We start from the raw sequence: 12,324 nt of genomic DNA on the forward strand, positions 1-12,324 counted from the left end.
GCCTGAGCTTTCTATTAACCAAAATAAGCTTGCCCGAAAATTAAATACTCACGCATCTCTTCGATATTGGTGCGCTGTTCTAATAAGCTTTGATACCAGGCACCGTCTTTGGTATCGCCATACAGCACCACGCCGATGATGCCGTTATTTTTGATTACGATCTTCTTATACACCTGCGCGGACGGATCAGAGAATTTGATGATTTCAGAGTCTTCATCGCCAATAAAATCACCGATGGAAAACAGATTAATGCCGGTGACTTTTAATTTGGTCGCGCTCGGTAAGGTTTTATACTTGGCCATGCCGTGACCGCTTAAATGATTGGCGCAGACCTTAGCCTGTTCAAACAACGGCGCCACCAACCCAAAGGTATCGCCACGGTGCTGAATGCATTCGCCCACCGCGTAAATCGACGGGTCAAAGGTTTGTAAGGTGTCGCTAACTACGATGCCACGTTCGCAATGAATGCCAGCCGCTTCGGCCAGTTTGTAATTCGGTCGAACGCCAATGGCCATCACAAACAAATCACAAGGCAACTCAACCCCATCGGCAAACTGAGCAGCACACACATGGCCTTCGCCGTTGTCGATCAAGGCCGTAGTTTTAGCCGACATCTTGAATTTCACGCCGCGCTTTTCCAGCTCCAATTGCAGCAGGTGTCCGGCGGTGTCGTCTAACTGACGATTCAGTAGGATTTCATTGCTATGAATGACGGTCACGTCCATGCCGCGTTGCACCAGACCGTTGGCGGCTTCCAGCCCAAGCAAGCCACCGCCCAGTACCACCGCGTGGCGTTTGCTCTCGCTGTAGCTGAGCATTTTGTTGACGTCGAAAATGTCACGGAAGGCAATGACGCCGTCCAAGTCATGACCTGGAATCGGCAGAATAAAGGGGTTGGAGCCGGTGGCGATCAACAGCTTGTCGTAATGACATTCAGTGCCATCTTTGGCGATCACCTGTTTGTGAGTACGATCAATATTCACCACCGCCTTGTCCGGCCCGGCATGTAGGGTGATGTGATTGTCTTCGTACCACTGACGATCATTAATGATGATGTCGTCAATGGACTTCTCCCCGCACAACACGGGGGAAAGCATAATGCGGTTGTAGTTGCCGTAAGGTTCGGCACCAAACACGGTGATCTCGAACTTATCCGGCGCAGCAGAAAGCAACTCTTCTACGGCTTTCATTCCGGCCATGCCATTACCAATGACCACTAACTGCTGTTTCATTCAGGACTCCTGGAAGGCGAATGAGGTAAATAAGACACTAAGAAACAGCAATACCTATACCACTGGTTTTAACTTATTGATTTATTTATAAATTCAACCATTCCCCCTGTATTCCAAAGATCTCAGAAACAACAAAGCGCACCAAATTAAGGCATAACAATAAACCTAAAAACCAAGGCACCAACTTAGTGCAACCTTCCCTAAATCAATTGGGGTCAGAGTAAAATCAATTCGCTTACTCTGACCCCATTGATTCTATTAACTATCCAACATATTAGTTATCCACAAGGCCTGATACGGCGCGAGCATCATCTCTTGTGCCAGATCGGTAATCTCTTCGCCGGAGATCAGTTCATGCCAACGATCCAAGCCAATCAAGTTCACTTCCGATAACGCCAAAGGTTGTGGCTCGTCTGAAATGTTATAGATGCAGAAAATGCTCTGACGACGATCCATGCTCTGACGCCAGAAACCAAATAGCTGATCCCCCAGATGCAAGGTAAATTGGGTCGCGTTGGGGTGGAATGCCTGCTGGCGGGTACGAATCTTCAACAATGCCTTTATCCGATGAAAGACTTTGTGGTGATCATTCAACGGATCATCAAGGCTTTCCTCCAAGGCTTCCACATCCCAACGGTGTCGGTTGATCGAGCGATTGTGGTTGGTGTGTTTTAGCTTGTCATAGTCGTTACGTGTACCGAGCAAGCTGTGAATGTACACGCCGGGAATGCCTTCCAACGCCAACATAATCGCATGAGCACAAATGAAGCGATCCAGCGCCCAACGATCCGGCCCTTTGGTGGTGCCTTGCAGTGCATCGAATAAAGAAATATTGATCTCGTACGGCTTGTTCTGACCGTCATCCAACGCACGCATGGAAACTCGCCCACCGAAGGATTGCATGGTGCTGATCAAAGTATTGAGTTCCTGATCTTCCAACAGCCCTTCGGCCGGTCGTAAGCCAATGCCGTCGTGGGAAGCAATGAAGTTAAAGTAGGCGGTGCCGTGTTGCGCCGGTGGCATACTCATCATCCATTGCTTGAGATAATGACAACTGCCGGTGACTAAGGTGTTCACCAACAAGGGCGGCAGCGAGAAGTTATACACACAATGGGCTTCGTTGGCGTTACCAAAGTACGCCAGATTCTCACGGTTAGGGATGTTGGTTTCGGTGATGATCACGGCATCCGGCTGCGCGTGTTCAATCAAGCTTCGCAGCAGTCGCACAACCTCGTGGGTTTCTTCGAGATTCAAACAACTGGTGCCAAGAATCTTCCACAGAAACGCCACTGCATCCATACGAAACAGACGCACACCATTGTCGAGATACAGGCGAATGATCCAGACGAACTCAATCAACACCTTGGGATTGGTGAAGTCGAAATCCACCTGATCATGACTGAAAGTACACCACACATGTTGCGTGCCGTTGGCTGTTTCCACTTCTTTCAACAAAGGCGAGGTGCGAGGTCGAACGACCTTGGAAGTATCGGCTTCCGGGTCAGCGGTAAAGAAGAAATCGTGCCCCGGCCCTTCACCTTTGATGAAGTTATCAAACCAGATGCTTCGGCTGGAACAGTGGTTAATCACCAAATCCGCCATTAACCGATAGTCTTCAGCGATGGCGTTAATGTCTGGCCAACCACCGAGGGATTCATTCACCGCCGAATAGTTAATCACCGCAAAGCCGTCGTCCGAGCTGTACGGGTAAAACGGCAGAATATGAACGCTGTTGATCACCTCTTTACAGCGCTCATCCAAAAACCGTTTGAGGGTTTTCAGCGGTTTTTCAGCCAAGCCGACGTCACCATCCATGTCCGAAAAGCCATATTCTTGCTCACCGGAAAGGCACGCTTGCTGACTGCTTCGTGAGCGGCGTTTTTCCAAACTGTCGCCATAGGTGATCAATACCACGTCTTGCTGCGACCAGTGATTCTGATACGCCACCGGTTCCGACATCTCATAGGCTTTCTCATTCAACCCCATGGCCGAGATCAATGCTTCTGCGATGCCGGGGTAATCCGACACCGTTGCTATGTCCCGATAGATAAATTCAAGCTGAGTTTCCAAGCGTTGACGAAGCTGCTCTAACACGTCCGACATCACTGTTTTCTCCCTTTCCGCGTCAACTCATTCATTCCGCTTTCTATTTCGCTGTTTATTCCACTTTTTATTTCACGCTAATCTTTAGCCAAGAAACTCTTCGTTGTCTTTTTCAACGGCGTCTTTCAGACGTTCCAAAACGTCCGGCATGGCGCTGACCACGCGGTTCCAACTTGGAATAAACGGGCGTTCCATTGGGCGCTCCAGGAAGTGCTGACCGGCTTTCATGATGTTTTCAGCAAACATTTCAACGGCTTTTTCTTCGTTGTGGATATCCAGTTTCAAGCCATTCATCACCGCGTCGTTGTGGTAGGTTTCAACGAAATCCAAGGCGATTCGGTAGTAGGTGGCTTTCAATGAACGGAAGGTTTCGGTCGTAAAGGTTTCACCCTGCGTCGCTAACTTACGGAACAGCGCTTTGGTGATGTCGATGGACATCTTCGACAAGCCACCTTGATCATTGCCGAACGACAAATCCTGATGCTTGTGATCGTAGGTTTTGGCGATGTCCACCTGACACAAACGATTATGTGCATAGTTGCGATACATCTCGGACAATACACCGATCTCCAAGCCCCAATCACTAGGAATGCGAATGTCGTTCAAGACATCACGACGGAAGGAAAACTCACCGGCCAATGGGTAGCGGAAGCTGTCCATGTACTCAATGTAATCACGATAACCCACCACACGTTTAAGCGATCTCAACAACGGCGTCACCAACAAACGGGACACACGGCCGTTGATCTTGCCATCTGCCACGCGCGCGTAATAGCCCTTACAGAATTCGTAGTTGAAACGTGGGTTAGCCACCGGATAGATCAACCGTGCTAACAACTCGCGGTCATAGGTGAGAATGTCACAATCATGCAACGCCACCGATTCAGCACGGCCAGAGGCCAACACATAACCCATGCAATACCAAACATTGCGACCTTTGCCCATTTCTCTCGGTGCCACCCCTAATTCCATTAACTCGGCATCGAGTGCTTTTAAACGTGGGCCATCGTTCCACAGCACGCGGTGATGTTGGGGTAATTCACCAAAGAATTTCAACGCATGTCGATACTGGGCTTCGTCTGCACGGTCGAGACCAATCACAACCTCCGACAAATACGGCACCTCTTTTAGATGCTGAATGATGTTCGGAAGCGCTTCGCCTTCTAACTCCGAAAACAGGGAGGGTAAGATCAACGACATAGGACGAGACTTGGAAAAATCCACCAGTTCCGATTCCAAATCCTCATGGGTGCGTTCCGATAAATTGTGCAGTGTGGTGATGATTCCGTTCTGATAAAAATCTGCCATAACAACCTCAAACTTATAAATTTTTTAATTCTTCAATTCTGGAATTCTTTAGTTCTGTAATGGACGTTCGATTTCCAGTGCGCTTTTAATTACTAATGCGCCCTTAATTTCCGATACGTCTTTAATTACCTATACGAAAGCCCAAATACCGGCTCACGGTATCGGCCCACCCTTCTGGCCCAGACAAGTGACTGTGAATAATGGGCTGGTCGGTTCGTAACTGAGGCGGGTGTTTTGTCGGTGAACGAATGACGATGGGTTGATCGCAGGCTTCTAACATCGAGACATCGTTGTGGCTGTCCCCCAGCGCGATGGTATGAATCGGCGTTTCCGTGTCTCGCGCTTGATAAAAGGCTTTTAGCCAACTCAAGGCTTTGCCCTTATCGCACCCGTTGCTGAGATGAAGAAAGCGACCGCCTTCTACGATCCAAATGCCCTCTTCCAGCAAGGCGTCTTTAAACTGAGCTTTGGTATCGTCGTCGCCCAACCAAAGCACCGGCTCGCTGAATTCGCGTTGGTTTGCCAACTCAGCGTCTTTGGCTGACAGCCCGGTGAATTCCTGAACGCCTTCCGTGCCCAACTTTGAGAAGTAAGTGAACTGATCCGGGAAGCGTTTCGATAACTTCTCTAATAACTCCACCCAATAGCTTCGTCTCGGTGCAAATGAACGCACCCAGAACTCTTCGCACTCATCGGTGCCCTGCGGCTGGGTATCAAAGAAGCCTTTGGGAATGAAGATCGCCGCTCCGTTTTCCACCACAAATGGGTTTCGGTTATTTAGCTCTTTTCGTAGCGCCAATAACTCGGATCGAGTCTTACTGGTCACAGGAATCACCGGAATGTGTGCTTCATCAAGGATGTGCAACAAACTGACGGCGGGCTGAAAATTATAGTTATAGTGATCAAGCAAAGTGCCATCCAAGTCAGTAAAGATTAAGACTTGGTGCGTGGCTCTGAGCAATTTCCCTTGTTGGTTTTCTGTCACGGTTACTCTCCTTCCCTATAGGAGGATGAATTTATGTGGTTGAATGAAGCACGGGTCGTACACAAACAAATGCGTCGATCCTCGTCCAGATGCCAAACCACATCAGCATGTTCCGGCAGCGTGATTAATAAACGCTCGGTAATCCGCTGATAAAACTGAATAAATTGGGCGATTTGTTCCGAAGTCATTAACCCTGATTGAGTGGTCATTAGCCCTGATTGATTAGCCATTAACCCGGAAGAAGCGGTTAACGACGCTGAATCGGTGTCTGAGTGAATGTCTGAGTGGACACTCAAACGTGCCCTTAACTTTTCTTCTTGTTCTAATCGCCAACGGTACACACAATCGAACGACGGCGCCTTCAACATCAGCCAGAAATCCATAAAGGCATACAAAGGTTCATAGTCCGATGTCAGGGTTTGATTGACGTGACCACGCCAAATGCCATCCGCATCTTGCGCCGTTTCCAAGTCGTTCACCGACGTTAAGAGATCATCCTCCGATTGATGACGAGCGCCCCAACACCAGCCTTCCAAGATAACGATATCCACAGGGCCTGAAATCGACGTCCATTCAGACGGCTCAACGCGATCGTCGATCGCCTTATTGAAACGGGGAATGTCTGTGGCTTTGCCTACCGCCAGTGAAGACAACACATCCACCATTAGCCCGGTATCGTGGGTTCCTGGTACGCCTCGGGTTTTGAACAAAGGATGAACCTGCTCGGCCAATGCCTGACGTTCGGCTTGGGTGAGATAGAAATCATCAAGCGAGATCGCAATGGCGGCCTTGCCATGCGCTTCAAACCAATGCACCAAGAAATCCGCCAAGGTGGACTTCCCCGACCCCTGACAACCGTTCAACGCCACAAAATACGGCGCTTGCTTGGCCTGCTGTAGTTCAAGAAGATGCTGAGCCACCGGCTCAAAATAACTGCGCGCACTGCTGGCGTAGCTATCAGGTAACTGATGCTGTGCAAGAAACGTTTGATACATATCCGCTGCTTCGCCCATAGAATGCTCACTGTAAAGGGAATTCTTTAACTGTAGATGAGCAGGATGTGTACCAACTTAGAAAAGCCCTGAAAAACACTACGACCAAGAGTGTTATTCAAGTTAAGACAGTAAATAAAGGGATGGAAAACGCACCAGACAAGTGCAGAACAGAACCCCAAGAAATATGGGATCTTTGGAATAGAGCGCACCATTTTTGCGCATTAATTAAAATAATAGAAGACTGATTAAAGTAGATTAACTGCAAATTGAAATCTAATTACTTTTATGAGTAGATGGAGAATAAAAGTCTACGCGCTGAACTATGAAAAGAGTAAACATCAATTACAGATTTCTGTTTCCTATTCTATTAATTATCGGGCTGAGTTATGGGATTTGGTTAACTTGTTCGATGTACTCAACTCAAAATTTGCTTCTGGAGTTAAACAAAGTTTCACCTGGAATGACAATAGAGGAAGTATCAGTCCTAACAACTTTAAAGCCTGAATCGGAAGTAAACATTACACAATTCGGTAAAGAAATAACTATTCTAAACTATGATAGCGAATTTGGTAGGTCGGAAGTTTCGCGGATTGTTTTTGATAAAGAATCAACTACGGTTCTTACTGTAGAGGGCTATGACCCGTATGGAGATAACTCGTTCAGGAAATCACGTCATCAAGGAAACTTTCAATAATTTATCTAGACACTCACTTGTCTGCACTAACCGCTCCCTCACCCAAAAATAACTTTAAAAGTCTGTGTAGCCAGTATTAGCGACTACTTTAGATTTTTAATATCAATACCCAACTGATCAAAATCGGGCATGGGTATAGCAAGTTCTTTGTATTCATATTTTTTGTTACCTAGAACCTCGCTTTTAACATTCATAAAAACACTATCAACTTCGTTCTTATCCACATCATAGTTTTTTAATATCAAGTGAGTAGCACTCGATAGCATATTCAGATATCCCTCTAATTCTTCATCTAAATTTGAGAACTCTTCATAAGGAAGCCAAATTGTCCATACAACCTCATCTCTAGAGTCAATAGGTCCCAACATATGAAAATTTTCACATGAATATTTCGTGGACACCGTAAATACTAAGCTCTTATCTCTAAGCTGTTCCGGATCATTCAGTTCGATTAAGTCTTGTAATTGTATTTTTAAATAATGAACCACCTTGTGAGAGATCTTAAAATTAACTCCTGGTTCAGGATAAATATGCGATATTGAAAAATTTTTCATGACATCGTTCTATATTTATAAAATAACTTTGATTTGGATAAGGTGAAGTCTAACACTACCGATCACAAATCCTCCCCCCCCAATAAGAAAGGCTCTACAGAGCAAACTGGACTGGCACGATCCAGTACACTCCTAGAGCCTTATACGCATTAGATTAACATGAAGCGTTAACCACAGGCGTTAGAACTTGGCACTTACCCACAACCAAGCTTTGTCAGTGTCGACTTTACCTGCGCCGCTGTCACCCGCTGAATAAGCCGCGTATTTGATACCGCCGGAGTAGTTGTCACTGAATTTCTTAGTGACGGATAAATCCAGTTCGCTACCCAGATCATCCACATCATCCGACGCATCGTCCGCTTCAAACTCGTGATACACCGCCGCCAGTTTCACACCAGCCAACATACCGCTCACGCTCAATGACATATCGACCAAACCTTCGTCTGGCGTCGCCAGGAACTGATCGGCCCAGCCATTGAACTTATGCAGGGTTGCTAATGGCGTGGAGAAACCATAGTCACCGTCGTCTGACCCCAGTACTTCGTAACCCAGTTTGGCGGTTACACCTTTGAACACGGCACCGGCTTCCAGATTCATGTAATCAGCATCCGCTTCGGCACTGCCTACTTCCACGTCTTGCATGGCATATTCAACGGTATAAAGTGCGCTTAGCTCAGACGACACTTCTTTCTTACCTGCGAAGCGTACACCATAGGTATCGAGCGCGTTATCTGTTGACTGATCCACTTCCAATAAATACGCATAGCCCGACAACTTACCGAACGGCGTTTGATAGCCCACATTCAATAGGTGATCTTTGGAGTTCACATCCGCTTCTTCGGCCAAAATACGATTGCGTTGATCAATGAACGCGTACTGAATCGACAAATCTTTCATCGGCGTGACATTTAAAGACACCGCATCGAACGTTTGTCTGTCTTGACGCCAGCCCACATGCCCGACAAAGCGGTGGTTATCTAACGTCAACACCTGACGACCAAACTTGGTGGTCACCATATCGGTTTTATATTGGAGATACATTTGATCAAGTTCAGTGGTTTCAGGATCAGCAATTACCGAACGATCTGGGTTCTTACCTTGCGTATCGTTGTACTCATCCATGCCCAAAACATTTCGGGAATCTTCAAACTCAATGACGCCTGAAAAACCTCGAACTTCACCGGTCTTGTAGCCTAGTCTCGATCGTAAGGTCAGCGCATCGGCATCTTTCAGAGCATTATCCTGATCAACGTTTTCGTATCTCAGTCGGAAATCGCCATAGGCCGTACCGCCTTTCAAGGCATCGGTAATTTCAGTTCCCAAATCCGCTGACGCCGTTGTCACCTGACCTGCCATTGCTGCTGCAATAGCCAAACCCAACACATTCAAACCTCGCGCATTTTGACCACGCGCTTTCAAGCTAGCTTTCTTCATATTGAACTCCAGTGATGTCCCTTGTGAGGCATCGTCTATCGTCATTTCTTGTAAGGATGTGAGTTGGAATACGACAGGAACACTTGGCTAAGTGCTTAGTTCTGGGTTTCTAGCTTGCTTTAGAAAGAGCCACCCGCCGATTCCAACAGTTGGCATCCTACGCCGAGCGGAAGGACAAACACTGATAGGTATCAATACCCGAGTATTACTATCAGGTTTTATACATTTCATTGATCTGTAACAAAAAAGTCATATTTAAGAGGAGATAGAAATAACTTGTAAGCTCTATACCCACAGACAAGTGCGAGCGGTTCCAAACAAGCGGCATCTAAAAAGATCATGCAGAAACAAAAAAAGAGCCGCCCATTAAAGAGACTGTCTTCAACGATTGGCTCAAAGGAGTGAAATCTTAAATCAATTGGCTTTATCCACCAGCCGGAATAAAAACATCGGCGGAGATGTCGCCCATTCCGGCTCCGGCTAAGAAACTTTGCTTACGCAGTTTTTTTACAAAGCTGTCGGCACCGCATAAGAAAATTCGATAGCCTTTTAGATTCGGCCAGAGTTCGTTGCAGTAGTCGTAAACATCAGACTGTACTGATGTAATGCCTTCACACTCTGCGATCGAAGCGTCCTGGCTGACAGCATGAATCGATAGGTTTTCATAGTGTTGAGCAAGTTCGGCTAAGGCTTCGAGGTAGTAAAAACCGCTGGCGTCTTTTGCGCCAAGCACCACATCAATAGGGCCAAAGTGTCCTTGCGCTAGAGCGTCTTTTAGAATGCCGTATATTGGCGCGAGGCCGGTGCCAATGGCCGCCATTAGAATCGGTTGTTCCGGAGAAGAAGCCGTGTAAAAACACTTCCCCATCGGCCCTTGCAGCGATACTTTCTCGCCTTCAGAAACGTCATTCGCTAACCATGAGCTTACTTGTCCTTCAGGGATGACTTTAATATGGAATTCGAGGAAGTCGTCCGATTCAGGATGACTCGCTAGAGAATAACTCCGAGCTAGTGTTTCATTTCGCCACAGAGTGACGTATTGGCCGGCACGATAGGTTAACGGTGCTTTAAGTCGCAACCCCAAAACATTGTCGTTCAGCCAATGCTTTTCGATGACTTCTGCTGGAATCATTTGAGCCGAGGCATCCACTCGTTTGATGGTCATGGTGCCCGTCGGCTGACACTGACAGCTCAACATGTATCCCAACGCGGTTTGGGCATCACTCAAGCCTTTCTGTGCATGGCTTGGCGGATCACCGTCTGAAACCTCAACCAAACACGACTGACACACCCCGGATTTACAACCAAAAGCGATGTCGACACCGGAACGAAGCAAGCCATCCAGCACACTTTCGCCTTCGTTTAAATCAATCACTGCGTCTTCAAAGTGAACCTGAGACATAACCCAAACCTGCTTGATGAATAATCATTACGTTGATGTATTACTCAGTGAGTTGATAAGTTATTTATTGAGCACATCGTCTTTAACACTGACGGCGATGCCGACAATTTCGTCGATGTATTCTTGCGGTACTTCCAGCTCCTCAAGTGTGCCAACCAAATTCTCGGCCACCGCATTAAAATGTTCTTCGGTCAGGTTCATGTGCTTGTGTGCTTCACGCATGTCTTTTCCGGTGTAACTGTTCGGCCCGCCAAACGCCATGGTTAAGAAGGCTTTTTGTTTGGCGTGCTGTGCTTCCATATCCACTGTATCGAAGAAGTCACTGATGCGATCATCCGCCAGGACTTTGCGATAAAAGATATCCACAGCTGCGTTTACTGCCGCGTCACCACCAATCTTTTCATAAACAGACATAGTCAGTTCCTCATCATCGTTGTTATTTATGTATTCGTTTTTAGTTTTCTAACTGGCTCAGCATGAACTTGACTGCTGCCGTGATCTCTTGTTCGTTGAGGCTGGTATTACCGCCCTTTGCCGGCATCAAGCCGTAACCGTTACTGGCGTGCTCGACCAAGGTCGGGATGCCCTGCGGTGCTCGTTTTGACCACATTTTGTTATTGCCAAGTATCGGCGCGCCGTTAATGCCTCCAGCATGGCAGGCTTTACAGGTTCCCGTGTAGATTTGTTCGCCCAACTCCAACTCAGGGTTACCGCATGCCGTAAGTACTAACGTGGTTAGGCATACTAACCCTAGTCGTCCGACAGTTCTTCGTTGTAGGCGGATGGCTGTCTTTTCCATAAGAGATTCTCCTGTTCATGAACGGAAGCAATCCACTAAGTGATTGCCTCACTTCAAACAACGTTTAATCGCTATAAAGGAACGCGGATCACCACCCCACCCATCACTTCCCCAATCTTAAAGTCGGTTTTCGGTGAATCTTTATGTTCGTTATGGCAGCTGGTGCAAGCTTCCGATACTGCTACGTCCGGGTAAACGGCGGTGAAATAAGTGGTGTCACCCAAGGTTTCTTCACCGTAGAAGTTCTCACCGGGATTGGCAGCAATGAACTCCAAACCTTCTTTTTCCATTGGCGTTTTCGGCGCATTTTGCGAGTTAATTGGCCAGTTCGATTGCAGTGAGTAAGTGAACTTGTCGGTCATCTCAGCCACGGCTTCAGCCCCTGCTCGGAACATCTGAGCTGGCAACAAGGCACCATTTTCGATGTCCTGCCAATGCTCGTCGGGCTTGATTACACCAGCGCCTTTTGGTCCTAAGCGCTTGATGATGTACTTGGTATAGTTGGTACGGTCGGCTTTCATAACAGCAAACAAGGAATCGGTATACAAGCTTGGCTCAATGCCTTTGCTTGCCTCCGATTCACCGCATCCGCTGACAGTTAATGCAGCCGCTGCAACGCTGGCCGAGAGTGCACACTTGATTGCTTTGCCTTTCATTAGTTTCTTCATAATTGCTTCCTCATCAGTGCAAAAATTGGTCGTTCTAATAATCGTGCTAATCAGTTATTGGTATTTCTTGAGTCTGTGCTCGCAGAAATCCGTGTTCACTCCGACAGCCCTGGGAACCTTTAACTGCGTCCCTCTTTTCTGACTGCCTTG

At 47.2% G+C, this 12,324-nt stretch carries 11 protein-coding genes; all 11 read right to left on the reverse strand.

The window, feature by feature from the left end; all coding sequences use genetic code 11:
• Positions 1 to 14: 14 nt before the first annotated feature.
• The gene (locus tag ACFOEK_RS06970) at positions 15 to 1,232 is read right to left on the reverse strand and encodes an NAD(P)/FAD-dependent oxidoreductase (protein ID WP_386718163.1); all 1,218 of its coding nucleotides are present in this window, start codon (positions 1,230 to 1,232) and stop codon (positions 15 to 17) included.
• Positions 1,233 to 1,490: 258 nt separating this feature from the next.
• Entirely contained in the window at positions 1,491 to 3,335 is a 1,845-nt protein-coding gene (locus ACFOEK_RS06975) for a sugar phosphorylase (RefSeq protein ID WP_386718166.1), read from the reverse strand.
• Between the two features lie 84 nt (positions 3,336 to 3,419).
• Positions 3,420 to 4,643: a glycosyl transferase gene (locus ACFOEK_RS06980; RefSeq protein WP_386718169.1), complete on the reverse strand. Its 1,224-nt coding sequence runs from the start codon at positions 4,641 to 4,643 to the stop codon at positions 3,420 to 3,422.
• 121 nt (positions 4,644 to 4,764) lie between these two features.
• On the reverse strand, positions 4,765 to 5,628 hold the full coding sequence (locus ACFOEK_RS06985) for an HAD-IIB family hydrolase (protein ID WP_386718172.1): 864 nt from the start codon (positions 5,626 to 5,628) through the stop codon (positions 4,765 to 4,767).
• A 2-nt stretch (positions 5,629 to 5,630) separates the two neighbouring features.
• Positions 5,631 to 6,641 (reverse strand): hypothetical protein, encoded by a 1,011-nt coding sequence (locus ACFOEK_RS06990; RefSeq protein WP_386718175.1) that lies wholly within the window; start codon positions 6,639 to 6,641, stop codon positions 5,631 to 5,633.
• A 759-nt stretch (positions 6,642 to 7,400) separates the two neighbouring features.
• Entirely contained in the window at positions 7,401 to 7,871 is a 471-nt protein-coding gene (locus tag ACFOEK_RS06995; RefSeq protein WP_386718178.1) for a hypothetical protein, read from the reverse strand.
• 180 nt (positions 7,872 to 8,051) lie between these two features.
• On the reverse strand, positions 8,052 to 9,305 hold the full coding sequence (locus ACFOEK_RS07000) for an alginate export family protein (protein ID WP_386718180.1): 1,254 nt from the start codon (positions 9,303 to 9,305) through the stop codon (positions 8,052 to 8,054).
• Positions 9,306 to 9,729: 424 nt separating this feature from the next.
• Complete coding sequence (locus ACFOEK_RS07005; RefSeq protein WP_386718183.1) at positions 9,730 to 10,707, reverse strand: 2Fe-2S iron-sulfur cluster-binding protein; 978 nt, start codon at positions 10,705 to 10,707, stop codon at positions 9,730 to 9,732.
• A gap of 60 nt (positions 10,708 to 10,767) precedes the next feature.
• Positions 10,768 to 11,121, reverse strand: a complete 354-nt coding sequence (locus tag ACFOEK_RS07010) for a group I truncated hemoglobin (protein WP_386718186.1) — start codon at positions 11,119 to 11,121, stop codon at positions 10,768 to 10,770.
• 40 nt (positions 11,122 to 11,161) lie between these two features.
• Entirely contained in the window at positions 11,162 to 11,506 is a 345-nt protein-coding gene (locus ACFOEK_RS07015) for a c-type cytochrome (RefSeq protein WP_386718188.1), read from the reverse strand.
• A 71-nt stretch (positions 11,507 to 11,577) separates the two neighbouring features.
• On the reverse strand, positions 11,578 to 12,174 hold the full coding sequence (locus ACFOEK_RS07020; protein ID WP_386718190.1) for a Tll0287-like domain-containing protein: 597 nt from the start codon (positions 12,172 to 12,174) through the stop codon (positions 11,578 to 11,580).
• Positions 12,175 to 12,324 lie beyond the last annotated feature (150 nt).

It is taken from the genome of Litoribrevibacter euphylliae, assembly GCF_042646085.1.
Classification (GTDB): domain Bacteria; phylum Pseudomonadota; class Gammaproteobacteria; order Pseudomonadales; family Litoribrevibacteraceae; genus Litoribrevibacter; species Litoribrevibacter euphylliae.